Annotated in this window: 22 protein-coding genes, 1 tRNA gene and 1 other RNA gene; 13 read left to right on the top strand and 11 right to left on the bottom strand. The window is 68.1% G+C overall.

The features are described 5' to 3' along the window. The first annotated feature begins 102 nt into the window (after positions 1 to 102). The 5 genes from ACYR7D_RS07180 to tgt all read left to right on the top strand — a co-directional run bounded on the left by ACYR7D_RS07180 (position 103) and on the right by tgt (position 6,334). Positions 103 to 693 carry a TetR/AcrR family transcriptional regulator gene (locus tag ACYR7D_RS07180; protein ID WP_459548837.1) on the top strand — a complete coding sequence of 197 codons (591 nt, stop codon included), beginning with the start codon at positions 103 to 105 and terminating at the stop codon, positions 691 to 693. A gap of 48 nt (positions 694 to 741) precedes the next feature. Then, a complete protein-coding gene (locus tag ACYR7D_RS07185) occupies positions 742 to 1,296 on the top strand; it encodes an RrF2 family transcriptional regulator (protein ID WP_459548838.1) in 555 nt (184 codons plus the stop codon). Next, a complete protein-coding gene (locus ACYR7D_RS07190) occupies positions 1,290 to 3,023 on the top strand; it encodes an ABC transporter ATP-binding protein (RefSeq protein WP_459548839.1) in 1,734 nt (577 codons plus the stop codon). The genes ACYR7D_RS07185 and ACYR7D_RS07190 overlap by 7 nt, the downstream gene beginning before the upstream one ends. A gap of 55 nt (positions 3,024 to 3,078) precedes the next feature. Next, positions 3,079 to 4,992, top strand: coding sequence for an ABC transporter ATP-binding protein (locus ACYR7D_RS07195; protein ID WP_459548840.1), 1,914 nt, complete (start codon positions 3,079 to 3,081; stop codon positions 4,990 to 4,992). Between the two features lie 88 nt (positions 4,993 to 5,080). Continuing rightward, complete coding sequence (gene tgt, locus ACYR7D_RS07200) at positions 5,081 to 6,334, top strand: tRNA guanosine(34) transglycosylase Tgt (protein ID WP_459548841.1); 1,254 nt, start codon at positions 5,081 to 5,083, stop codon at positions 6,332 to 6,334. A gap of 66 nt (positions 6,335 to 6,400) precedes the next feature. Here tgt and ACYR7D_RS07205 read toward each other — a convergent pair whose 3' ends face one another. Further along, positions 6,401 to 7,174, bottom strand: a complete 774-nt coding sequence (locus ACYR7D_RS07205) for a queuosine precursor transporter (RefSeq protein WP_459548842.1) — start codon at positions 7,172 to 7,174, stop codon at positions 6,401 to 6,403. Positions 7,175 to 7,211: 37 nt separating this feature from the next. Between ACYR7D_RS07205 and ACYR7D_RS07210 the strand changes: the two genes are divergently transcribed. After that, entirely contained in the window at positions 7,212 to 7,730 is a 519-nt protein-coding gene (locus ACYR7D_RS07210; RefSeq protein ID WP_459548843.1) for a DUF4190 domain-containing protein, read from the top strand. Between the two features lie 24 nt (positions 7,731 to 7,754). On the opposite strand, the gene ACYR7D_RS07215 is transcribed toward ACYR7D_RS07210, so the two are convergent. From ACYR7D_RS07215 to ACYR7D_RS07225, 3 genes are read right to left on the bottom strand one after another with little or no spacing between them, the layout of a single operon-like run. Further along, on the bottom strand, positions 7,755 to 8,591 hold the full coding sequence (locus tag ACYR7D_RS07215) for an RDD family protein (protein WP_459548844.1): 837 nt from the start codon (positions 8,589 to 8,591) through the stop codon (positions 7,755 to 7,757). Between the two features lie 47 nt (positions 8,592 to 8,638). Beyond that, positions 8,639 to 9,583 (bottom strand): tRNA glutamyl-Q(34) synthetase GluQRS, encoded by a 945-nt coding sequence (gene gluQRS / locus ACYR7D_RS07220; RefSeq protein WP_459548845.1) that lies wholly within the window; start codon positions 9,581 to 9,583, stop codon positions 8,639 to 8,641. After that, positions 9,580 to 10,116, bottom strand: coding sequence for a DUF309 domain-containing protein (locus ACYR7D_RS07225; protein WP_459548846.1), 537 nt, complete (start codon positions 10,114 to 10,116; stop codon positions 9,580 to 9,582). The genes gluQRS and ACYR7D_RS07225 overlap by 4 nt, the downstream gene beginning before the upstream one ends. A gap of 387 nt (positions 10,117 to 10,503) precedes the next feature. On the opposite strand from ACYR7D_RS07225, the gene ACYR7D_RS07230 reads away from it, so the two are divergent. Both ACYR7D_RS07230 and ACYR7D_RS07235 read left to right on the top strand, forming a co-directional pair. Beyond that, entirely contained in the window at positions 10,504 to 10,761 is a 258-nt protein-coding gene (locus ACYR7D_RS07230; RefSeq protein WP_459548847.1) for a DUF397 domain-containing protein, read from the top strand. 93 nt (positions 10,762 to 10,854) lie between these two features. Then, positions 10,855 to 12,216 carry a wax ester/triacylglycerol synthase domain-containing protein gene (locus ACYR7D_RS07235; protein WP_459548848.1) on the top strand — a complete coding sequence of 454 codons (1,362 nt, stop codon included), beginning with the start codon at positions 10,855 to 10,857 and terminating at the stop codon, positions 12,214 to 12,216. A gap of 13 nt (positions 12,217 to 12,229) precedes the next feature. Here the strand turns inward: ACYR7D_RS07235 and ACYR7D_RS07240 are convergent, their stop codons facing one another. After that, complete coding sequence (locus ACYR7D_RS07240) at positions 12,230 to 12,967, bottom strand: hypothetical protein (RefSeq protein ID WP_459548849.1); 738 nt, start codon at positions 12,965 to 12,967, stop codon at positions 12,230 to 12,232. Between the two features lie 162 nt (positions 12,968 to 13,129). On the opposite strand from ACYR7D_RS07240, the gene ACYR7D_RS07245 reads away from it, so the two are divergent. Continuing rightward, positions 13,130 to 13,215: transfer RNA gene (locus ACYR7D_RS07245), tRNA-Ser, on the top strand. 54 nt (positions 13,216 to 13,269) lie between these two features. On the opposite strand, the gene ACYR7D_RS07250 is transcribed toward ACYR7D_RS07245, so the two are convergent. After that, positions 13,270 to 14,265, bottom strand: coding sequence for a hypothetical protein (locus tag ACYR7D_RS07250; RefSeq protein WP_459548850.1), 996 nt, complete (start codon positions 14,263 to 14,265; stop codon positions 13,270 to 13,272). 143 nt (positions 14,266 to 14,408) lie between these two features. On the opposite strand from ACYR7D_RS07250, the gene ffs reads away from it, so the two are divergent. Both ffs and ACYR7D_RS07260 read left to right on the top strand, forming a co-directional pair. After that, positions 14,409 to 14,503, top strand: an RNA gene (gene ffs / locus ACYR7D_RS07255) — signal recognition particle sRNA small type. A 193-nt stretch (positions 14,504 to 14,696) separates the two neighbouring features. After that, a complete protein-coding gene (locus ACYR7D_RS07260; protein WP_459548851.1) occupies positions 14,697 to 15,983 on the top strand; it encodes an aminotransferase class I/II-fold pyridoxal phosphate-dependent enzyme in 1,287 nt (428 codons plus the stop codon). Positions 15,984 to 15,986: 3 nt separating this feature from the next. Here ACYR7D_RS07260 and ACYR7D_RS07265 read toward each other — a convergent pair whose 3' ends face one another. Further along, the gene (locus ACYR7D_RS07265; RefSeq protein WP_459550063.1) at positions 15,987 to 16,793 is read right to left on the bottom strand and encodes a methyltransferase domain-containing protein; all 807 of its coding nucleotides are present in this window, start codon (positions 16,791 to 16,793) and stop codon (positions 15,987 to 15,989) included. A 124-nt stretch (positions 16,794 to 16,917) separates the two neighbouring features. Here ACYR7D_RS07265 and ACYR7D_RS07270 point away from each other — a divergent pair, with 124 nt between their 5' ends. Then, positions 16,918 to 17,490 carry an HhH-GPD-type base excision DNA repair protein gene (locus tag ACYR7D_RS07270; protein WP_459548852.1) on the top strand — a complete coding sequence of 191 codons (573 nt, stop codon included), beginning with the start codon at positions 16,918 to 16,920 and terminating at the stop codon, positions 17,488 to 17,490. Positions 17,491 to 17,523: 33 nt separating this feature from the next. Here ACYR7D_RS07270 and ACYR7D_RS07275 read toward each other — a convergent pair whose 3' ends face one another. The 3 genes from ACYR7D_RS07275 to ACYR7D_RS07285 form a co-directional block, all read right to left on the bottom strand. Further along, on the bottom strand, positions 17,524 to 18,240 hold the full coding sequence (locus ACYR7D_RS07275; protein WP_459550064.1) for an ESX secretion-associated protein EspG: 717 nt from the start codon (positions 18,238 to 18,240) through the stop codon (positions 17,524 to 17,526). Continuing rightward, positions 18,240 to 19,910, bottom strand: a complete 1,671-nt coding sequence (locus tag ACYR7D_RS07280) for a hypothetical protein (RefSeq protein WP_459548853.1) — start codon at positions 19,908 to 19,910, stop codon at positions 18,240 to 18,242. The genes ACYR7D_RS07275 and ACYR7D_RS07280 overlap by 1 nt, the downstream gene beginning before the upstream one ends. Positions 19,911 to 20,018: 108 nt before the next feature. Then, positions 20,019 to 20,393 (bottom strand): hypothetical protein, encoded by a 375-nt coding sequence (locus tag ACYR7D_RS07285; protein ID WP_459548854.1) that lies wholly within the window; start codon positions 20,391 to 20,393, stop codon positions 20,019 to 20,021. A 655-nt stretch (positions 20,394 to 21,048) separates the two neighbouring features. Between ACYR7D_RS07285 and ACYR7D_RS07290 the strand changes: the two genes are divergently transcribed. Continuing rightward, entirely contained in the window at positions 21,049 to 22,332 is a 1,284-nt protein-coding gene (locus ACYR7D_RS07290) for an ROK family protein (RefSeq protein ID WP_459548855.1), read from the top strand. A gap of 48 nt (positions 22,333 to 22,380) precedes the next feature. Here ACYR7D_RS07290 and ACYR7D_RS07295 read toward each other — a convergent pair whose 3' ends face one another. After that, positions 22,381 to 23,988 carry a DUF2207 family protein gene (locus tag ACYR7D_RS07295; RefSeq protein ID WP_459548856.1) on the bottom strand — a complete coding sequence of 536 codons (1,608 nt, stop codon included), beginning with the start codon at positions 23,986 to 23,988 and terminating at the stop codon, positions 22,381 to 22,383. Positions 23,989 to 24,323 lie beyond the last annotated feature (335 nt).

Below are 24,323 nucleotides of genomic sequence, written 5' to 3' on the forward strand. Positions count from 1 at the left end.
ATCTACCGTACGGTAGGTAGGCTACCGGCAGGTTAAGTGGAGGAACAAGCTCGACTTCCGGTGTCGGCCGGATGCGATTCCGGGGGAACGAGAGGACCGAGCATGGCTGAGCAGAAAGCTGACGAGCACGTTATCGCAGGTCGCAACACCAAGCGGGCCATCCGGGACGCCGCGGTGAGCCTGTTCGTGGCCAAGGGATTCGAGCAGACCAGCCTGCGCGAGATCGCCGATGCGGTCGGAATCACAAAGCCGTCGCTCTACTATCACTACGCCTCGAAGCTCGAGCTCCTGCTCGCGATCATCAATCCTCTCCTCGACGATCTGCGCGCCCTCGCCGAAGAGATAGAGGGAATGACACCCGACGCGCAGGGGCGCCGGACGATACTGGGCAGGTACATCCGCGCCATGATCCGGCACCGGGACGCCGGAGAGATGATGGTGCGCAACGCCGTCGCGATCATCGGCGCCGTGGCCGACCAGTACCCGGTAATAGTCGACGCCAACAGAACCCTGCGTGACTGGCTCGCCGGACCCGACCCCACCCCGGCGCGCATGCTGCGGGCCTGCGCGGCCATGGAGATTCTCACTGTCGCCCTGATTTCGAACGACGTCGTACCGGACACGGGGGATGATGTGGTGGAGTCGACGCTGCTGGAGGCGGCGATCGCGGCGCTGCAACCCGATACGGACTAGATTCGTCGCCCTATCGCCCCCCGGCGCAGCGGAAAGGTCAGGTTTGTTGTGCACATCACCGCGAAGGTGGATCACGCCGTGCGGACGCTGCTCGAGATCGCGGCCTCCGATCAGACCGTCGCGGTGAAAGCGGAAGCCATCGCCGTGGCCCAGCGAATAGCGCCCAAGGTGCTCGAGAGCGTGCTCGCGGACCTGCGGCGCGCCGGTCTGGTGACGAGCCGGCGTGGTCCGGACGGCGGTTACCGGCTGGCGCGTCCCGCCGCCGGGATCTCGATCGCCGATATCATCCGCGCCGTCGAGGGCCCGCTGGCCTCGGTGCGCGGGCTACGTCCCGAGGACGTGCGTTACGAGGGCCCGGCCGAACCGCTGCAGCGGGTGTGGATCGCGCTACGGGTGAACATCCGGGCGGTATTGGAAAACGTATCCCTGGCCGATATCGCCACGAACGGACTGCCGGAGTTCGTCGCTGCCCTGACCGCCGATCCCGGCGCCTGGGTGCGCCGGGCACCAGGCACCGCGAGCCCGTCCCCCGAGCCCACCGGGGCGACGGAAATCATGGGGCGCGCCGAGGGAGCAGACGGTAGCGTGCGGTCATCATGCTGATCAGACTGCTCCGGACCTTCCTCGGCCCGTACCGGAAACAGCTGGCGGGGATCGTGGTGCTGCAGCTGATCTCGGTGATCGCCATGCTCTACCTGCCCAGCCTGAACGCCGACCTGATCGACGAAGGCGTGACGAAGGGCGATATCGGCTACATCTGGACCGCCGGACTGCGCATGCTGGCGGTGTCCGGAGTGCAGATCGTCGCCTCCGCGGCCTCGGTGCTGCTGGCCGCGCGAGCCGCCATGAGCGCGGGCCGGGACCTGCGCGGTGCGCTACTGCACCGGGTGAACACCTTCTCCGCGCGCGAGGTCGGCGTATTCGGCGCGCCGTCGCTGATCACCCGGAACACCAACGATGTGCAGCAGGTGCAGTTGCTCATCGTGATGGCTTCGACCGTGGCGGTGATGGCGCCGATCATGTGCGTCGGCGGCATCATCATGGCGCTGCGGGAAAACCTGGGCCTGTCCTGGATTCTGTTGATCGCGGTCCCGGTACTGGCCCTGAGCATGGCCTTCATCATCGCCCGGATGGTGCCCGCCTTCCGCGAGATGCAGACCCGCCTCGACGAGGTGAACCGGGTGCTGCGTGAGCAGATCACCGGGATCCGGGTGGTGCGCGCCTTCGTCCGGGAGCGGCTCGAAGTATGGCGGTTCGAGGTGGCCAACGCCGATCTCACGGCGACCGCGCTGCGGGTGGGCCGGTTGATGGCGCTGATGTTCCCCACGGTCATGCTGATCAGCAACGTGACGTCGGTGGCCGTGATCTGGTTCGGCGGCCGGGCCATCGATACCGGAGATATGCAGATCGGTTCGCTGACCGCGCTGCTCTCCTACATCATGCAGATCCTGATGGCGGTCATGATGGCGTCGTTCCTGGCCATGATGGCCCCACGCGCGGCGGTTTCGGCCGACCGGATCGCCGAGGTACTCGATACCGAACCCTCGGTACGTTCGCCCGCGCGGCCCCTGCCCTTCCGCGGCGACCCGGCCGAGGTGCGGTTACGCGGGGCCGCCTTCAGTTTCCCCGGCGCCGACAAACCGGTGCTGTCCCGGATCGATTTCCGGGTGGAGCCCGGGCAGACCACCGCGATCGTGGGGTCCACGGGCGCGGGTAAGACCACACTGCTGAACCTGATTCCGCGTCTCATGGATGTCACCGAGGGCGCGGTACTGCTCGGCGGCACCGATGTGCGCGAGCTGGAGCTGGACGAGCTGCGCTCGCGGATCGGACTCGTGCCCCAGCGGGCGTACCTGTTCTCCGGCACCGTGGCAAGCAATCTGCGCTACGGCGATCCGGAAGCGAGCGACGAGGAATTGTGGCGCTGCCTGGAGATCGCCCAGGCCGCCGATTTCGTCCGCGCCATGCCGCAGGGCCTGGACACCCCGGTCGCCCAGGGCGGGACGACGGTATCGGGCGGTCAACGGCAGCGGTTGGCGATCGCACGGGCGCTGGTGCGTAAACCGCGGGTGTATCTGTTCGACGATTCGTTCTCCGCCCTGGACGTGGCCACCGATGTCCGCCTGCGTGCGGCCTTGCGACCGGAGACCGCCGACGCCGCGGTGATCATCGTGGCCCAGCGCGTCGCCACCATCCGCGATGCCGATCAGATCGTGGTGCTCGAAGACGGCGAGATGGCGGGTATCGGAACCCACGAGCAGTTGGTACACGATTGCCCGGAGTACCAGGAGATCGTCGAATCCCAGTTGAGTGTGGAGGAAGCTCGATGAGTGACGGCCCTACGGCGCTCGCCGGCACCGGAGCCACCCCGGGCGGAGCGGCCCGATGAGGCCCGGGGCGCCGGGGCCGGGGGCTCCCGGTACCAAAGCGAAATCGTTCAAGCCCTCGCTGAAGCGGCTGGTACGGCGGCTCGCCCCGGAACGGACACTGGTCGCGATCATCGTGGGCCTGGGTGTCGTCTCGGTGGTATTGAACATCGCCGGTCCGTATCTGCTGGGCCGGGCGACGAACCTGATCTTCGACGGTGTCGTCGGGCGGCAGCTACCCGCCGGGGTCAGCAAGGACGAGGCCATCGCCGGCCTGCGGGCCCAGGGGCAGGACACCTTCGCCGACATGCTGTCGGGTATGGCCGTCGTGCCGGGGGCCGGGATCGACTTCGACGCCGTCGGCCGGGTGCTGATCGTCGTACTCGCGCTGTACACGGGCGCCGCGCTGTTCGGCTGGTTACAGGCGTATCTGCTCAACGACGTGATCAACCGCACCATCAAACGGTTACGTGCCGATGTGGAGGACAAGATCCACCGGCTGCCGCTGAGCTATTTCGATTCGGCGCCGCGCGGAGACGTACTCAGCCGGGTCACCAACGATGTGGACAATATCTCGCAGAGCCTGCAGCAGACCATGAGTCAGCTGCTGATCTCGGTGCTCAGCGTGCTCGGCATCCTGGGAATGATGTTCTGGATCTCCTGGATCCTGGCCCTGGTATCCCTGCTCACGGTGCCCGCGGTGATCGTGGTGACCGCGCAGATCGCCAAACGCTCCAAACCGCATTTTGTGGACCAGTGGAAATACACCGGCCTGGTGAACGCGCAGGTGGAAGAGGCCTATACCGGGCACGAGGTGGTCACCGCGTTCGGCCGCAGCCGCCAGGTCGGCGCCGAGTTCGACGAGCGCAACGACCACCTGTACCAGTCCAGTTTCAAGGCCCAGTTCATTTCGGGGCTGATCATGCCTTCGACGATGTTCCTCGGGAACATCAATTTCGTGCTGGTGGCTCTGATCGGCGGGTTGCGGGTGGCCTCCGGGCAGCTGTCGCTGGGGGAAGTGCAGGCGTTCATCCAGTATTCGCGCCAGTTCAGCCAGCCGCTGACCCAGATCGGCGCCATGGCCAACCTGCTGCAATCAGGGGTGGCCTCGGCGGAACGGATCTTCGAAATCCTGGACGCGCCCGAGCAGAGCCCCGACCCGGAGCATCCGATTGCCCGCCCGCCCGAACGCGGCCGGGTCGAGTTCGACTCCGTATCCTTCGGATACCAGCCCGGTGAACCGGTGATCGAGCGGTTGTCCCTGGTGGCCGAACCCGGGCACGTCGTGGCGATCGTGGGCCCGACCGGGGCGGGCAAGACCACCCTGGTGAACCTGCTGCTGCGGTTCTACGAACTGGACTCCGGCGCGATCACCGTCGACGGTGTCGACATCACCGCCATGAGCCGGGACCAGTTGCGCTCCCGGATCGGAATGGTGCTGCAGGACACCTGGTTGTTCAAGGGCACCATCCGGGAGAACATCGCCTACGGCAACCCGCGGGCGAGCGAGGACGAGATCCTGGCCGCCGCCCGGGCGGCCTATGTGGACCGTTTCGTGCACGCGCTGCCCGAGGGCTACGACACGGTGATCGATGAAGAGGGCTCCGGGGTGAGCGCCGGGGAGAAACAGCTGATCACCATCGCCCGGGCGTTCCTGGCCAAACCGGCCATCCTGGTGCTGGACGAGGCCACGAGTTCGGTGGACACCCGCACCGAACTGCTGGTGCAGCAGGCCACCGCGGAACTGCGCCGCGACCGGACCAGTTTCGTGATCGCCCACCGGCTCTCCACCATCCGCGACGCGGACCTGATCGTGGTGATGGAGGCCGGGCAGATCGTGGAGCACGGCACCCACGAGGAGCTGCTGGCGCGGCGCGGAGCGTACTACCGGCTCTACAGCGCGCAGTTCGCGGCGGCCGCGGTCGAAGCCTGAGTCCGGCCCGCGCGAGCCGGGCCCGAGACGGCAGCGGAACGCGACCACGCAGGGCCCTTGCTCAGGCCGATGAACACGGCCTGCAAGGATGTCGGGCGTGTCCGATGGCGATGGGTTCTCGTTCAGTATCGGTACTCGCCTCGAGGGGCGGCACGGCCGGACGGGGGTCATCCACACCCCGCACGGTGCGATAGCCACCCCCGCGTTCATTCCGGTGGGTACCAAGGCGACGGTGAAAGCGGTACTACCCGAGACGATGGGCGCGCTCGGCGCGCAGGCGCTGCTCGCGAACGCCTACCACCTGTATCTGCAGCCCGGTCCGGATATCGTCGACGAAGCCGGCGGCCTGGCCGCCTTCATGAACTGGCCGGGGCCCACCTTCACCGACAGCGGCGGTTTCCAGGTGATGTCGCTGGGCGTCGGGTTCAAGAAGGTGCTGGCCATGGAGACCGTCGATGTGCGCAGCGACGACGTGATCGCCAAGGGCAAGGAACGGCTGGCCACGGTCGACGACGACGGGGTGACCTTCCGATCGCATCTGAACGGGTCGAAGCACCGCTTCACCCCCGAGGTATCGATGGGTATCCAGCACCAGCTGGGCGCGGACATCATGTTCGCGTTCGACGAACTCACCACCCTGATGAACACCCGCGGCTACCAGGAACAGTCGGTGTTGCGCACTCATCGGTGGGCGCAGCGGTGCATCGACGAACACGAACGGCTCACCGCGGCCCGCGCCCACCGGCCGTACCAGGCGCTTTTCGCGGTGGTGCAGGGAGCGCAGTACGAAGACCTGCGGCGCAAGGCATCCCGGGAGCTGACCGGTATCCGCGGCGCGGCCGGTACCGAGTTCGACGGCTACGGGATCGGCGGTGCCCTGGAGAAACACAATCTCGGCACCATCGTCGGCTGGTGCTGTGACGAGCTCCCGGAGGACAAACCCCGCCATATGCTGGGGATCAGCGAACCGGAGGATATGTTCGCGGCGATCGAGGCCGGCGCGGACACCTTCGACTGCGTCAACCCGTCCCGGGTGGGGCGCAACGGTGGGATCTATGTCGATGCGGGCCGGTTCAATATCGACACCCTGCGCTTCAAACGGGATTTCACCCCGATCGACGAAACCTGCGACTGCTACACCTGCGCGCACTACACCCGCGCCTATATCCACCACCTGTTCAAAGCGAAGGAAATGCTGGCCGCGACGCTGTGCACTGTGCACAACGAGCGGTTCACCATCCGGCTGGTGGACCGGATCCGGGCCAGTATCGACGGCGGATATTTCGACGAGTTCCGGGCGGAAACGCTCGGCCGCTGGCAGGGACGGATCACCGCCCCCTGAGCGGTGGCGCCACGGCCCGTTGTTCCCGGTCGGCCTCACCGCCGCCGGGAACAACGGATCTCGGGATCAGGAGCGCAGCGGCGCGCTCTCGCTGGGCGCGTACGTCGGTTCGTGTTTCTTGAGCAGCGCTATCACGCGGTAGGTCACCGGCAGCAACACCACCTCGCACAGGGTTTTCCACAGGAACCCGACGATCACGTAGTTCACGAACTGGCCCCAGCTGTCGATACCGATGGCTGTCGCCGCGATCGCGCAGAAGATCAGGGTATCGGCGAGCTCGCCCACCACCGTAGATCCGATGAGCCGGGCCCACAGGTGTTTTTCCCGTGTCCGCTCCTTGATCAGCACCAGGGTGGCGGAGTTGAGCAGTTGCCCCACCATATAGCCGCCCAGCCCGGCCGCCACCAGCTGGGGTGTGGTGCCGATGACGGTGCGGAACGCTTCCTGGTTCTCGTAGAAAACCGCCGGCGGCAACTGGATCGCGACGGCGAAGCAGAGCACGGTGAGCAGCAGCGCGGCGAAACCGTAGAACACCGCGCGCCGGGTGGCGCGGAATCCGTAGACCTCGCTCAGCACATCACCGATGACGTAGGCGAGCGGGAACAGGAAGAACGCGGCGTCGGTGGTGATGGGCAGGATCTCCAGCGGGCCGAGAGTCAGCGAACTGCCGGAGAAGAACTGCACCCCTTTGGTCGCGCAGATATTGGAGATGATGAGCGTAGCGGTGAACAGGACGACGAGCGGTGTGTAGTACCCCCGCGCCACCTGGGCGTACGCCGCGTGAACGGGCGCGGGGCGACCAGACTTGTCCGGGACGGGGGATTTGTTCGAATCTTCCACCCGGCTATCAAATCAAACTGTCGAATAGGCTGTAGTCATGACGAACCCCGGCGAATCCGACGAGTGGTGGAAGCAGTACGGGGGGTCGGGCATCTCGTCGGACCCCGGGGCATCGGCCGCGCAGCCGCCGCCCGCCGAACCTTCCAGCTATCCGTCGGCACCTCAGTACCCTTCCACCCCGGCCGCATCTCCGGTGCCGCCCGCGACTCCGTCGTACTCCGCGCAGCCTCCGGCCGCGCCCTACCCGGCCGCCCCGTACGGCTCCACACCCGGTTACCCCGCGGGCTATCAGCCCTACGGCTATCCCGCCAACCGGGGCACCAACGGCCTGGCGATCGCCTCGTTGGTGACCTCCCTGGCGGGATTCGCGACCTGCGGGTTCACCTCGATCGTGGGGATAATCCTCGGGGTGGTGGCGCTCAACCAGATCCGTAGCACCGGCCAGGAGGGCCGAGGTCTCGCGCTCGGCGGAATCTGGGTCGGGGTCGGCCTGGTGGTGCTGCTCGTCCTGTACCTCGTGGTGCTCATCGGCGCCGGCATCGCGAGTGCGTCCTAGCGCCGACTGTCCGACCGCGGAAACCTACGCCACGAGAACGTGGGTGCCCCCGGCGAGCTTGTCGTGCCAGCCCTGCTTGTTGGGGTCCTTGTCCAGCGTGGCGCCCATGTAGATCGTCAGTGCCACACCGGCGACCCAGCCCAGGCACGGGATGATCGATACGGCCAGATAGATATTGCGCTTCAGCGCGGCGAGCGGGGGAACGGTGGGTGCGCCGTTCGGGGCCACGACCTTGAGCCCGAGAATCTTCTTGCCCAGGGTGGCGCCGGTTTTCATCTCCATCAGCACGTAGTACCCCAGGGTGGCCGCGAAGATCAGCGCGTAGCTGAGCGCGACCCCGCCGAACCCCGCCCAGTTCGGTACCAGTACGAAGTTCAGCAGAATACCCAGCGGGAGCACGATGATCAGGGTGTCGATCACCCTGGCCGCGAAGCGTGGCCACAGCTTGCCGGGGACGCCGAACGCGGGCTGGTGGTGCCCGTACTGCTGCCCCCCGTACTGCGGTTGTGGATGGATCGTCTGCTGATAGGGCGGCTGTTCCGGCGCGGCGGGGGCGGGTGGGGGCTGGTGACCGTACGGTTGTTCCGGCGCGGTGGGCGCGGGTGGAGGCTGGTGACCGTACGGCTGTGCCGGCGCGGTGGGCGCGGGTGGAGGCTGGTGACCGTACGGCTGTGCCGGCGGTGGGTACTGTCCGGGCTGTGCTTCGTACGGTCCCGGCTGGGCGGGCGGATACTGCCCGGGTGGGGGCGCGTACGGCTCCGGTGGCGGGGCGTATTGCCCGGGCTGGTTGTACTGCGGTGGCTGCCGGTACGGCTGCCCCGCCTGGGGGTGGTTGCTGGGGTCGTACCCGCCACTGGTCATCTCGCCCTGCCTGAACTCCGAAACGTAAGACCCGGTCGCAGGCCAGATTACGGACAGCGGCCCGCGGACACCAAGCTGCCGGGGTCCAGGACCCACGGCTCGTGCGGGATCCGGTCCGGATCGAATTCGGCGAGCAGTTCCTTCGCGGTGCGGCCGGAGCAGCCGAAGGAGGCACCCAGCTGTGCGATCACCTGCTCCACGGTATCGCCGTGGGCGAGCCGATCGGCCAGGGTGACCGCACCGTCGCGTTTGGCCAGCCGTTTGCCCGCCGTGTTCAGCACCAGCGGAACATGGACGTACTCCGGGACCGGTAACTCGAGCAGGGACGCGAGATAGGCCTGACGCGGTGTGGAAGGCAGCAGGTCGTCACCGCGCACCACCTGGTCCACCCCCTGCTCGGCGTCGTCGACCACGACCGTCAGGTTGTAGGCCGGGATACCGTCGCCGCGACGGAGTACCAGGTCGTCCACCGGGCCGCGGTAGCGGCCGTGCCGTCGATCGGTTATCTCGTAGTCGGCGCGGGTGCTGCGCAGCCGTAGCGCCGCGGGCCGGCCCGCGGCCCGGCGGCGATCACGTTCGGCCGGGGTGAGATCGCGGCAGGTTCCGGGGTAGGCGCCCGAGGGGCCGTGCGGCGCGGTTGCCGCCTGCTGAATCTCTTTTCTGGTGCAGAAGCATTCGTAGGTACATCCGGCGGCGATGAGCCGCTCGATGGCGGCGTCGTAGTGCGCGAGCCGGTCGGACTGGTGGAGGACCGAGCCGTCCCAGTCGATGCCGAGGGCGGCCAGATCGGTGAGCTGGCGCTGTTCGGCACCGGGGCGGACCCGGTCCAGATCGTCCACCCGCAGCACGAACCGCCGACCGGTATAGCGGGCGAACAGCCAGGCCAGTAGCGCGGTGCGCAGATTGCCCAGGTGGAGGTCGCCCGAAGGGCTCGGAGCGTACCGGCCGGCCGGGAACAGGGCGTTCGGGGTATCGGTCGGCATCTGGCTCATGGTAGGTGGCGGACCAGTCGCGGCATCAGCCCGGGGCGCTCGAGCAGCGGGGAACCGGGGCCGGGATCCGTGGCGGCTTCCGTTTCCGCGAGTTCCCGCAGCAGGGTCTCGGCATGCGCGAGCAGGCCGGGGCCGTCGAGATCGTAGGGGAGTGCGCCGGCGGGGTGACCGGCGGCGGCGGGATCGAATGCGCGGAGCCGCTCCGTCGCCCGTTGGAGCAGTGTGCGGGCGCCTTTGCGGTTGCCGCGCTGGATATGGGTGAGTCCGACGGCATACTGCGCCAGGCCTTGCCACAGCATGCGCTCGGCTACGGGGCCGTTCTTCCACACGGATTCCAGCACTTCGTGCGCGTTGAAGGCCAGCCCTTGGTCGAGGAGCTGTTGGGCGTAGACGAGAGCTTGCCGGGGTGCGAGCTCCAGGTCGTCGGGGATTCGTGGTACGCCGGGGCTTCCGGGGGGTAGCGGGCGACCCAGCCGGTCCCGGGGCCGGGCGTTGGTGGCGCGGCCCTGCTCATCGCGATCGCGTTCGGGCATATCGCCATCATCCCGCCCGGTACCGTCGGCTGTGTGACAGGGGGGATTGACGAAAGGGCGGCCGATCACATAACAATCACGTCTGCCATTAGTGGGCCTACTCGGATTTTCGAGCATAATCTTCCTTATAAGTCCGCAATTGTACAGCAATAGGAGATCTTGGCGGGATTGGCAAAAGCATTGGCGCAGTTGGCAAGAGGGCGGCAAACCGCGGATGGACCTGATACTGTTCGGGATGCGGGGCATGATCACTTGGGTTTTTCGCCACCGCGTCAGATGTCTTCGCGGAAGTGCGAGTCCGATCCTGGCAATCCGGATATTTGCTCGCTATCTGCGGTGCGTCTGAGTATTCGGTGTGATCCGCCGGATACCAGCTAGTCAGGAATCATGCAGGAATCGAATATCATTATCGACGCAGCGAAGGAGTGCAGTGCCGTGAAGGTGGATGTGACGGGTGCTGTGTGGCGAAAGAGTACATACAGCGGCCCGGACGGGAACTGCGTGGAGGTGGCATTTCTCGGAGACGGCAACGTAGCGGTCCGTGATACCAAGGATCACGGTAACGGGCCGGTGCTGGCCTTCGCGCCCGGAAAGTGGGCCGAGTTCCTGTCCGGAATTTCGGCGGAAGGCTTCCGCGGCGCCTGACGGTTGTACCGATATCGGGCAAGGTGCCCCGGGTCGGTGGGCCCGGGGCTTTTGCATGTGTCCACCCGCCCTGCTCGGCGCTAGGGTCGGCCGGTGATCTCGCTGGCTCCTCAGGACGCGACCATGTATTGGCTGTCGCGGCGCACCCGTAACGACCAATTCCTGCTCTACTGTTTCGCGGAATCCACCCGCACCGGCGCGGAATTGCGTGCCGCCGTCCTGCGCCGCTGCGCGGCCGTCCCCGACCTGCGGTTACGCCTGCGTGAGGACGCCACCGGGCTTGCCGGCCCGGCCTGGATCCCGAGTGAGCCCGATCCCGCCCAGTTCGTCGAGCACGAACTGGACCGGCCCTACTGGCCGGAGCTACAGCAGGCCGTCGGACGCCTGACCGAGACGGGGGTCGACGCGACGAAGTACCCATGGCGCCTGCACATCTTCCGCGGCATCCGGGAGAGCCCGGCGCCCGATCCACGGGTGACCATCGTGGTCCTGCAGATCTCGCACGCACTGGTCGACGGCCGGGGCGCGTCCCGTGTGGCCCGAGCGCTGTTCACCGAACCCGACGCACCCGCCGGCGCATCACCGGCCACGTCCGGCGCGATCCCGCGCCGGACGGTGTGGCCGGTCGCGCGGCGTTCGGTCTCGGCGGCGCTGACCCTGCCCGTCGCCATGGCCCGCACCGTGCGGCGCGGGATGGAGGCCGGGCGGGCGCGCACTCGGCTCGCGGAACTGACCGCGGCCGGGCGGGTACCACCGCCGGGACCCGGATACCCACCGGGGCCGCTCAACCGTCCGGCGACCGTTACCGGCCATGACGTCCGCATGCTGGTGTTGCCGGCCGGGGAGTTCGCGGCGCCCGGGTTCAGCGTGACGGTCGTGGGTCTGACAGCGGTTTCGGTGGCGCTGGAACGATACCTGCGGAAGCGCGGTACCGAGGTCACCCGGCTGGGCGCGCAGGTGCCGATAGCGATACCGGAACGACCCGGCGTGCGGAACAACTACCGCAGCGCGGGAGTGGATCTGAACATCGGGAAAAGCGAGCTACGGCAACGCGCCGAGGCGATCGCGGCGGAACTGGCGGCCCGGCGGGAACGGGCCGCGCATCCGCTGACCGGCGCGCAGGACGCGGTGACCGCGGTACTGCCTCCGCTGCTGCTGCGGCGCGATGTGCGCAACTACCCGCTGGACACGATTCCGGCGGAGATCACCGGCCACACCGTGGTCTCCAGCGTGCGCCGTGGCGCGGCCGACCTCACCTTCGGCGGTGCGCCGGTGCGCTTCACGGCGGGCTTTCCCGCGCTCGGTGCGGTGATGCATCTCACGCACGGGCTCCACGGGCTGGGCGACACCGTAACTCTTTCGGTGCACGCCGACCCCGCAACCGTGCCGGATATCGACGATTACGCCGAGCGGCTGCGGGAGGCCCTGCACGCGACCGCCCGCTGCCTGAACTGATCTCGCGGGGAGATCAGTTCGGATCGATCCGCAATTCCTCACGGGTGGCCACGATGAGATCGCGCTCGGCGACCCGCACCTCGCCCAGCAGCTGGGTCTTGTGGTCGCGGGCCGCCCGGATCTCCTCGGGCGGGGCGTCCTGCAGCTTCTTGCGTTGCAGGGTGAGAGCCGAGAGCAGGAGATCGGACAGGGTATCGGCCAGCTGCCGCCACTGCTTGTAGTGCGGGTCCGAGCCGGTAAGCCGTAGGACGTTGGCCCGGTCCGACCCCGCCTCCAGTTCGTGGATCAGGTCGCCGATGAGTTCATCGGTCCAATCCTGATCACGGCGCAGCGCCTGGCAGATCCGGCTGGACATACCCAGGGTATCGGCCACCGCCGCGGCGACGGTGTTGCGACGCCAGTGCTCGCCCACCTGGAGAAGTGCGACGGCATGCGCGGACTCCACCTGATGGTGGGCCGCGTCGATCTGCAGCCGGGTGGTGTCGGCCTGGCGCTGGGCGCTGTCGGTCTGCTGCTGGGAGGCGACGGACAGGGCGCGCTGGGCCCGCTCGTCCGCGGCGGCGATCGCGTCCCGGTTCGTCCGATTGTTGACCAATACGGCGATGACCGCCGCACCACCGAGCGCGAGCGAACCGATCAGCGGCAGCCACGACTGCCACCAGGCCGGGGAACTCTGAACGATCTCGATCACCTGGGGATCCACGGCGCCCATCATGGCACCGTCGGCGCGTCCGGGCGCGACGGCCGTCACAATTCGGTGGTCGGTGCGGTGCGGCAGAGGAAATATCGCGAGGTGGGAGTCTCGGTGTCATCTGCGCGTCGGTGCGCCCCCGCCGTGGAACGAGGGGCGGGTCCGAGGGGTATATGAGCGGGCGTTTTCACGATGCGACGGGTGGCAGGTATGCTGCTCGGCGGAGGATTCGCCTAGTGGCCTATGGCGCTCGCCTGGAACGCGGGTTGGGTTAACAGCCCTCGCGGGTTCGAATCCCGCATCCTCCGCCGTCGACTCCGCTGGTAGAGCTGGTTCTACCAGCGGAGTCTTTTTTCGGCCGGCTACCGGCGGAGCTGGTCGAGTACTTTCCGGGCCTGATCGCGGCAGATCCGATCCACGGCCGACCGGTTGATGGGGCTGTCGGAATTGATGTAGAGCGCCACCTTGACCGACACATTGCTGTCCTTGGCCGCCACCTTGTAGTCGAGGGTGTCGAACGAGGAGTAGTCGGTGAACCGGGAGGCGTAATAGGCCTCCTCGCCCAAACCGGTGAGCACGCCCGAGTCGTAGCCCGTACCGGTGGTGGCGGTATCGGACTTCTTCCAGTCGTCATAGCCGTACGTGGTGTACTTGCCCGTGAAACCCACGTCCAGGGTGAGGGTGGCACTGCCGGTATCGATGCCCTTGTTGTTGATCCGGCAATTGAGCGTTCCCCCGCCGAGGCTGCTGGTGGGAGGGCTCTCCCGGTGGGTCTTCTCGTCGAGCTTGGCCGCCCACTGATCGAGCACGGTGGCGTCGATCAGATCACAGGCATTGATGACCGATTCCATGCTGTACTCACCCTCCCACTCCTTCGGCTCGTCGGTTTCCCCGCCGGAGTTCAGCAGGACGATCCCGCCGGCGCCGCAGAGCAGAACCACCACGAGCAGGACGACGCCCACGATGATCAACGCCGTGGTGCTCTTGGACGAGCGGGCCCCGGGGTACCCGGGAGCGGCGGGGAAAGCCGGAGGCGGTCCCTGCGGTCCCGGCGGCCAGGGGTGTCCACCCTGTGGCGTGGGGGCCGGGGTGGGCCCGCCGGTGCCCGGATACTGCAGACCGCTCGGATACTGCTGCCCACTGCTCGGATACTGCTGCTGACCGCTCGGGTGCTGCACCGCGGTCGGATGTTGGTGCTGATCGCTCGGGAACGTGGGTACCGCGGCGTTCGGGTTCACCATGGTCGGGTCGCCGGGGGGCGGCCCGGTAGGCGCCGCGACCGGGTCGGCGGCGCTCGGCGTCTCCCACCACTTCGTGTATTCCCCGCGATTGTTCTCGGGCGGATTCGCGTTCGTCATCCTCGCCGTCCCCTCGTGTGGTGAGGGTGTCTCCCCTCCCGCTGGAGAGAATGTTAGCGATCACCGGGCCCGGTGATGTACGCCCCGACGGGAACAATGCCGCCCCCCGCGGCGAACAGCGGCGGGTAACGGCTACACTGGCCGACGGATCCCGCGCGGCGCGCATCCTGTGAACTCCCCCAGGGCCGGAAGGCAGCAAGGGTCAACGGGCTCTGCCGGGTGCGCGGGGTCCCCTATACCCCTTCCGCCGATTCCGGCGTACCGAGCCCGGCGCGATAGCGAGCGAACCACCCGTATCGGCACGACGGCCGAGAATCCCAACACCTCCCGGTCGTGACCATCACGCGGGTAACGTGGCCCGGGGCGGCTGGAGGCAAACAGCTGCCCGTAATCGAATCCACCTCACCAGGTAGTTGGAAAGGCTGTTCAGGATGCCCCGGCAAACGCAGATCGGTTTGATGAGTTCCGCGGAACTCGCCACTGAGCACGAGCTCCAGTCCGCGAACTACGCGGCACTGCAGGCTGCCGGGCTCGCTCTCGATCTGACCCGCGGTAAGCCGGCGCCGGAACAACTCGCCCTCTCCTCGGCTCTGCTCTCCCTGCCCGGCGACGGCGATTTCCGCGACGGCACCGGCACCGACTGCCGCAATTACGGTGGGCTGCGCGGCCTTCCGGAGTTGCGCGCCATCTTCGGCGAACTCCTCGGCATCGATGCGGAGAACCTGATCGCCGGCAACAACGCCAGCCTGGAACTGATGCACGACAGCATCGTCTTCGCCACCCTGCACGGTTTCCCCGATTCGCCGCGGCGGTGGGCCGATGAGCCCACGGTGAAGTTCCTGTGTCCCAGCCCCGGATACGACCGGCATTTCGCCATCACCGAATCGCTGGGCTTCGAGATGATCCCGGTTCCGATGCGGCAGAACGGACCGGATACCCGGATCATCGCCGAACTGCTCGCCGACGATCCCCAGATCAAGGGTCTGTGGGCGGTGCCCAACTATTCCAATCCGACCGGGGTGGTCTTCTCCGAAGAGGTCGTGCGCGAACTGGTTTCACTGCCCGCCGCCGCACCCGACTTCCGCTTGTTCTGGGACAACGCCTATGCGGTACATCCGCTGACCGATACCGCGGCTCCCGTGCTGGATGTGCTGTCGCTCGCCGCCGAGGCGGGGAATCCGCACCGGCCCTTGGTTTTCGCCTCCACCTCGAAGATCACCTTCGCGGGAGCAGGTGTGAGCTTTCTCGGCGCGTCGACCGAGAACCTCGACTGGTATCTGGGCCATGCCGGGAAGAAGAGCATCGGACCGGACAAGATCAACCAGCTGCGTCATCTGCGGTTTTTCACCGATGCCGCCGGGGTACGGGCGCATATGCAGAAGCATCGCGCGATCCTGGAACCGAAATTCGCGTTGGTGCTGCGGGTACTCGAGGAGCGGCTGGGCCCGTCGAAGGTCGCGTCCTGGACCGAGCCGAAGGGTGGCTATTTCGTCAGCCTCGATGTCCTCGAGGGTACGGCGACCCGGGTGATCGAACTGGCGAAGAACGCCGGTATCGCCCTGACCGCCGCCGGATCGGCTTTCCCGTACAAACGCGACCCGGAGGACAAGAACATCCGGATCGCGCCCAGTTTCCCGGCGCTGCCCGAGCTGGAGCAGGCGATGGACGGTCTGGCCACCTGCGTCCTGCTGGCAGCGACCGAGAAACTGCTGAAGTAGGTATCAGGCCGGTTTGCGGGCGTGGACGGCGAACATGGTGACCGAGAGGTGGATATCCCCGGCCGCCGCGCCCGCCGCCAGTTCGGCCAGGAGCGCCTCGCGCTCGGCCTCGGTGATCGCCCGGCGGGCCACCGCCATGGCGGAGATCCGGCTGACCAGCGCGCCCGCGCCCACCGACCGGTCCTGGACCAGCGCGTGGGAGCCCGTGCTCACCACCTCCAATCCGGCTTTGGTCAGCAGGCCCTGCAACCGCCGGCCGGAGTAGGGGTTGGTCGTCGCCGAGATGAGGGTGTCGATCACCTCGCGGACGACCCGGTGATCCCCGGGGTGCACGATCGCCGAACCCCAATCGGCGTCCATCACCACGGTCCGGCCGCCGGGGCGCAGCACCCGGGCGATCTCCCGCGCGGCCCGCATCGGGGCGGTGAGATGCTGGAAAACACGTTCGCACAGCACGGCGTCGAAAGTCGCGTCGCCGAAGGGCACGCCGTAGGCGTCACCGGAATGGAAGGTGGCCGACGAATGCGCCTCCGCGGCACGGTGCTCGGCGGCGGCCAGCAGATGCGGATCGGGCTCCACCCCGGCCGCGAGTCCGGTGGGGCCCACCGCCTCGGCGAAGGTGATCACTTCCGAACCGGTGCCGGAACCGATATCGACGGCACTTTCGCCCGGTCGCAGTGCCAGCGCCTGATGCGCCCAGTCCCGCAGTCTGTCGAGTCCGGGAAGGGTGGCTTGTAGATCGCGGATATCGACCAGCTGGTCCTGGCCCGCGGCATCGAAACGGTCGGGGCGTAACCCGAAACTGTTCATGGGTCCGTATCCATCCAGTGTGGTGGGTGGGTAGATCGCCGTGTCTGGCATGGGGGCGAGCCTAGCGGAGAGGTGCCGCGCCGCCATGGGATCATCGCTGGTAGTCCAGAGTGAGGAGCAGGGTATGGCGGAGTTGTGTCTGGCGCAGGAACCCGCGGCGGACGCGTTGCTCTCGGAGAATCCGCTGGCATTGCTGATCGGGATGCTCCTGGATCAGCAGTATCCGCTCGAACACGCCTTTCGCGGTCCGAAGAAGATCTTCGACCGGATGGGCGGCCTGGATATTCGGGCCATCGCTTCGGCGGAGCCGGCGGAGTTCGAGGAAATGGCCGCGACACCACCCGCCATCCATCGGTACGGGCGGTCCATGGCCCGGCGGATCCAGGAACTGGCCCGCTATGTGATCGAGCACTACGACGGTGATGTGGCGGCGATCTGGACTGCCGGCGACCCCGACGGGAAAGAGGTGTTGAAGCGGCTGAAGGCGCTGCCCGGTTACGGCGACCAGAAGGCGCGGATCTTCCTGGCCCTGCTCGGTAAACAACTCGGGGTGTGCCCGCCGGGATGGGAGGCTGCCGCCGGGGACTACGCCGAACCGGGTTCGCGGCGCTCGGCGGCCGATATCGTGGACGGTGCGACCCTGCTCGAGGTCCGGGCGTTCAAAAAGCAGCTGAAGGCGGCCGCGAAGCAGAAGTGAGCCGGCGGTGCCGCCGCTCGACAGGTCCTACGGTCAGCGGATACGCGCGATACGGGTGAGTTCGGTGGCCAGGCCGGCCCCATCGATCGGGGTGAGCGAGAGGTGACTTCCGGCGGTCAGCAGATAGCGGCCGTCATCGGTGAAATCCAGCCAGGTGCGATGTATCGGGGGTGGTGACATCGGGTCTTCGGGGGCGATGGCGACGGTGAGGAAACCGCGGGCGTCGATCGGCCGGTGCAGGATCTTGCGCAGCCGCTCGGCCCGGCCGGCGGCGTCTCCGGTCTCCCACGGACCCGGATCCGGGCACAGCACGGCCGCCCGCGGTTCCCGCATGGCGGGCAGTGTGCCGGGGCGCACGGACCCCAGCGCGCGGACGAGGTGTTTCCCGACGCCACGGGCGTGGCAGGCAGCCACGATGATCTCGCGCGAATGCGCGCGGATCACCGCCCCCCAGTTCCCGAAAGCCACCCCGACCGCGAGAATCGGGTCCGGGCGCCGCTGTTCCCCGTCGAACTCGTCACCGAATACGGTGATGCGCGTGACATCGGTACGGGCCAGGAAACGCAGCGTGCCGGTGAGATCGGGATCGCCGTTGGCAGGCAACCGCCGCTCCAGATCGAGGGCGCTGCGGGCGCTCTCGGTGGCGGCGGTACCGGCCGGGGCGAGGTCGATCGGGTGGGGGCGCCGGTCGAGTCCGGTCTCGACCTGCCAGACGTGGCCGAACTCGTCCGGGGTGAACACCCACTCCATCAAGCCTTTTCACCACCCGGCTCGGTAGCGTCCCGTTGTTCCGCATCCGGATACTCGCCGAGCACCGGCGGGGCGTGGGAAGGGATCTCGGTGAGGTCGTGGTTCGGGGCGTGCAGGTAATCCGGGCTCGATCGTTCACGGCCGGGATCGCGTGCGGCCGGTGCGCCGGACGAGGCGGCCAGCGGTACACCCGCCGGCAGCAGCCGCGGCGGTCGTGGTGCGGGCTGCTCGGCGGGTGCTGCCGCCTCCGGGGGGACGGTTCCGGCGGTGCCGGACAGTTCTCGCGGTGGGGCGGGAACCGGGTGGCCCCCGACGGTGCCCGCGGAGCCGAGCAGTTCGCTGGATGCCTCCGGCACGGTACCGGCGACCGCGAGCTGTTCGTGTGGTGCTCCGGAGGCCGGGGCAGGTAGCGCCCGGGCGGTGCCGGGGCTGTTTCCCGGGACGCGAGAAACGGCGGGTTCCGCGTCGGTTCGTGTTACCGCGGGTGGACTCGCGGCGGATACCGGTTGCGGCGCGACCGCTGGGTACCCGGTCGCGGCTCCGGAGGGCCCGAGGGCCACACCCGGGGCGGGGCGCGGTATCGAAGCACCGGGAACCGGGCCGCAACGTTCCGGGACGGACGCGGAAGCGGGGGTGGCCGTGGCCGATCCACCGGTCGCGGGTGTCGTGGCCGGTGGATCGGCGGCGTGCGCTCCGGTGGCGGCGGTGCCGGTGGCCGCGCTCGGGGAGGACGTGCCGGTCCGGCCCGGTTCCACGCTCCCCGCGATCTCGGGGGCGCGTGGTGTTTCCGGTGTGGCCGACGCCGGGAATCCCGCGGGGTGCGGAGACGGCGAAGCGTCGGAGGGGTCCGCGCCGTCCGGTCCGAGGTGATGGCCGGCGGGCTGTGCGGCCGGTCCGGACAGCGGCTGCGAATCGGCGCCCCGCACCTCGGGTTCGGTGTTCGCCCGGCCCGGTACGTCGTCGCCCGGGGCGGCTTCCGCGGCATCGGGCGCCGTAGCTCCGGGTTGTCCGGGTGGCGGCTGCCGCTCGTCCCGGTCCGGTGCGCCGGGACCGTCCGGCTTCTTCGGAAGATCTGTTACAGCCGAAGTTCCGGTGGCCTCCAGGGATGCCGCCGTGGGGAACCGGGGCACGTTGTCTCCGCTCACCGGAATGGCCGGGTTGTAGCGGAAGGTCATGGCGTCCCGGGCGTCGGCGGCGAGAGTGGCGGCGGTGGTGTTGTAGGTCGTGCGGCGTCCGGCGCCGGTGGCGGCTTCCACAGCCGGGTCCGGGTCCGGCAGATACGGCGGGAGCGGTGGTGGAATGGCGGCGCGAACGGCCTCGGCGGCGCGGGAATCGGCGACCACGAGCTGTTCGACGACCCGGCACACGGCCACCGAATCGTCACCGGCCCGCACCAGTGCCGCGGCCGCCCGGGCGGCGGTGGCGGCCGCCAGCCCGGACCAGTCACCGGAGTGCCGGGTGAGCTCACGAGCGAAATCGTCGAATGCCGCCTCCAGCGCGTTCGCGGAGCGGCCCCACGCCCCGGCCAGATCGGCGAGCTCGGCCGGGGCCAGCTTCTCGTGGACCAGATCCCAGATCTGCTGGTGGGTATAGGCGTCGAAAACCTCACGGTCGGGCACATACGCCGGATCTGTGCCGGTGCCCGGATCGGTCTGCCCCTGCTGTGCCACGGTGGGCCCCCTCAATCGTTCGGTACCGCGTGCGCCTGTGCCGAGGCAGCGGACCGTCTGGTTTCGATATTTATGCACCCCTGCGTATTTCGAACATACTGCCGTAGCTCAGGGGGTATCCGCCACCGCACCGGACAGGGCCGCACGCGCGGCCGCGTCGGCCTCTTCGAAAAGAGCCGCGGCCGCCAGATAGGCGGCCTTGTGCCGGAGCGCGGTCTGCTCGAAAGCGAGCAGGATATCGAGATACTCCTGCCCCTTCGCGGCGAATCCGCTGGTCAGTGCCCGGCCGGAAGGTAGCTCCGGAAAACCGCGAACCTCGGTGAGAACCACGGCGCCCGTGCGGACCAGCCGTACCCGCTCGATCAGCCGGTCGCACGAGGTGGCCAGGTGGCGCGCGGCTTCCTCGGTCATATGGAACTCCCCGGCCCGCGCGGCTTCGTACAGCGAGATTGCGGCCTGCTGCCCCAGATCCGGTACCGGCATCGTCCTCCCCCTTCGAACTCCCCAGCTCGCGATCGGAGCATAGCAGCGGAAAAAGCCGTGTACCAGGGGTGTTCGCGGAAATCGGCGAGCCGCGGTGTCGCGTGCGCCGAACGGGATCCGCTTTTTCCCGGTTCGGTGATCGCCGGGAGGCGGATGGGTTCACCATTTTCCCTCCGCGTCCGGAGAATATTCTCCGGTGCCGGGCGGTAAATATTTTCCGGATACGTGCGGAGAATATGCGGCTCGGCTCCTGTATTCCTGTCCGGTGGCGGAGAGCGGCAATTCGCGTCGTGCCGAATTCGATACGCGCAGGCGCGCGAGGGGGCGGCCGGAATGGTGGTTGAGCCCGTCGGTGGCCGCTGAGACGAGCCGAAAAAAGCGCTCCCAGCTGGGAGGACTCCTGAGAAGGGGTGTGAGGTTCGCGGAACCCTTGGTGCGTGACCCCGGCGGATGTTAATTTATTTGTTATGCCTACCAGCACCGTCGACCCGAAGCCGGTCACCTATGTGACCGCCGCGCTGGGTCTGCGGTTGCCCCTCACCCGCGAACTGTGTCGTCGCCGACGCCGCGGTTGAGCGATTCCGATCTCCTCACCGCCTCACAGCAGTATCTATAAGGCGCTCCCGTATTCGGGAAAATCAATCGAGGAAAACATATGGTAGTCCGCACCGCCGAACGCGCCGTGTCGCCGGTTTCCCCTGTTCGCACCCGTGTGCCCCGCCCGGTCGTAGCCCCCGACCTGCGTCTTTCGGATAATCCGGCCGCAGCGGTGCTGCGGGCGGCCACCACCGGACCGGTGTTCCGCGACAAGACCGCCCGCGCTACCGGATTGAGTATCGCCACGGTCAACCGTCAGGTGTCGTCGCTGCTCACCGCCGGTCTGCTCCGGGAACGCGCCGATCTCACCGCCTCCGGCGCGGTCGGCCGGCCCCGGGTTCCGTTCGAGGTGGACCACGACGATTTCGGTACGCTCGGTGTTCATATCGGCGCCGCCACCACCCGGATCGTCGTCTCCGATCTGCGCGGCCGCATCCTCGGCGGTCTGACCATCGCCACTCCTCGGACGGGTCAGGAGTTCGCCGTCAAAACCGTGGCACACAGTGCGAAATCCTTTCTGCAGCGGTGGTACAAGCGCACTCCGCTGTGGGTAGGGGTGGCGATCGGCGGCCGGGTGGATCCGAGTACCGGGATCGTCGAGCATCCGAAGCTGGGTTGGCAGGGTGCCCCGGTGGGCGCGGTGTTCAGCGAGGTGATCGGATTGCCGGTTTCGGTCGCTCCGCACGTGGAGGCCATGGCCGCCGCGGAACTGATGTTGCCCGCCGTGAGCCGGAATTCCGCGGACGACCTCGGTCGTGCGGGCGCTTCGCCCGGTAGCAGCCTCTATTTCTATGTCCGGGAGACCGCGGGTATCTCGGTCACGCTGGACGGCCGGGTGCACACTCCGAGCAACGGCCCGGGCTCGATCGCGCATCTGCCCACCGGTTCCACGGTCGAATGCTCGTGCGGCCGGCGCGGCTGCCTGGAGGCCACCGTGGGTGATCGCGGACTGCACGCACGGGCCGTCGGGCTCGGAATCATTCCCGCGCACAACGGGAAAGCCAGTTCGAATATCGGCGACCTCTACCGGGCCGCGGTGCGCGGCTCGGAGCCGGCCCGGGAACTGCTCGCGGAACGGGCCGCGGTACTCGGCCGGACCGTGGCCCTGGTGCGGGATATGCTCAACCCCGACCGGGTGGTGCTCGGTGGCCAGGCCTTCACCACCTACCGGCCCGGCCTCGCGCATGTGGCGCGCGCGTTCAACGAGGCCACCGTCCTGCCGCCCACCGATATCCGGGTCACCGGTTATGCCTCTAAGGTGCAGGAGTTCGCGGCGGTGGTCACCTCGTTGAGCGCCCTGTACGCCGATCCGCTCGCCGCATTGCGGCGCGTTACGGCGTGATCCGAATCTCTCGATGCCCCGCGCGGCCGTAACCGCGCGGGGCCGTTCTCATTTCGCGGGGAACAACGATTCGACCGCGGTGATGAAGTAGGGGAAATGACCGGCGAACCGGTGCAGGTCGCGGTCGCGTTCGAAACCACCGAACCAGTACAGGCCGGGCTGATCGTCGGCCGACGGATCGATATCCCGGAAAGCGCGGACCCAGTTGTCCGCCCGGCTCCAGACCACCATGTAGGGCAGACCGCGGGAGAACACGAGTTCGCGGTCCGCGTCCGGAATCCGCCCGCTGCTCACCTGTTCCAGGCCGCGCTGCAACCCCCGGACCTGACTGGTGAGCGTCCGCCCGAACGCCGTACGTACCGGTAGGAACTTCGGTGCTGCCAGGAGAGCGCCGCCGGCCATGGCGATGGCGACTCCGACCAGCGCGTGCCCGGACAGCAGGGCCGCGAGCACGGTTACCGTGATACCGAGCGCCACGAGCGCACCGCCCAGCCACAGCGGTATCCGGCGGCGGACCGGGGCGATGAACGCGCCGCGCTCGACGGCATCGGCTTCCATGGCCCGGCGCAGCGGCTCGACCGGCAGCCGCCCCGGCGCGCTCAACTCGGCCAGCGTCACCTCGTTACTGCCGATGGGCAGCAGTGTCTCGTAGACCACTCGCTCGTAGGGGCGGAGCTGATCGTCGGCGGGATTCACCCGGACCACGCGCCACTGGGCCTCACCGATCCGCCCGATCCACAGGTAGTTGCGTACCGCCAGATCCACTACGGTGGCGGCGATATCGGTCGGGTCGGCGTAGCCGTCCAGCAGTACGCCCGCCTCGCCCGGCAGGATACCCGCCGGTGAGCTGAATTCCGTCCGGCCGGCGTGGTGTACCAGCGGCTCGATCGGATCGGCGGGCACGGACTGGCGGCGCGCCCAGAAAACGTAACCGGCCCCGCCGGCCAGGGCCAGGACCAGGAGCACGAAGGCGATGACAACGGGCCCGGTGACGGCGAACGGTGAATCACCGGGGCCGGAGATATCGGCATTCGGAGGCACGGTGCCGGGCGGTACCTGCAGGGTCAGGTCGATCGATTCACCCTTGCGCAGGTCCGTCTGATCGAGATACAGCACGCCGTCCGGTTCGACCCGCACCTGCGCGCACGGCCGGGTTCTGCCGATCGGCCCCAGCAGGCATTCCACGATGCCCAGCTCGAAGCTCGGGCTGATCAACGAGGCGTGGATCTCGGCGATATCGACGTTGAGCACGCCGAACCAGCGGAACACCTGGCTGCCCTCGGCATCGCTGACGGTATTGCGGACCGAATAGCGGAAGACGGTTTCGCCGGGTCCGGCGTCGACGGTGAACAGATCGTCGGCGATCTGCGCGGTACCCGGACCGGTGGTTTCGATATCGGTGACCGCGAACCGGCGTTCGGAGTCCTCGCTGATCCGCACCCGTAGTGGTAGTGACATGGTGAACCGGGATCCGGGCGGTACCGTCACCCGCTCGGTCACCTCCAGTACGCCTTCGCGGTTCAACGTCATATCCAGATGGAGAACGGATCCGGCGGGTTCCTGGGCCCGGGCGGCCGGCGTGCTCGGGCCCAGCAGCGCGAGAATTCCGGTCAGTGCGAGCAGTAGCGCTACGGCGCCCCCCCGAATTGTGAGCATGACTCGTTACCTTAGACAGCTTGCTATTCTGCGTCAGCGGCTGTTGGTGATGCGAGAATGCGAGGGGGTCCGGGGGAGTGACACAACCACCCTACGGCCGTGGACCGGTTCCTCCCGGAAGACAGCCGAACCCGGCCGGTGGCCGGCCGCCGTACGGTCCGCCGGGGCGGCCGGTGGGGCGTCCGCCGCAACAGGGTCCGCGTCCGGGGTATCCGCCCGCGCCCGGATATTCCCCTCGACCGCCCGGCCCACCACCCCGGCCGGCTCCGCCACAGTACGGCCCGCTGCCCGGCTATCGGCCGATCGTCGCGCCGCCCATGCCGCCGCCCGTGGCC

Source organism: Nocardia sp. X0981 (assembly GCF_977089955.1).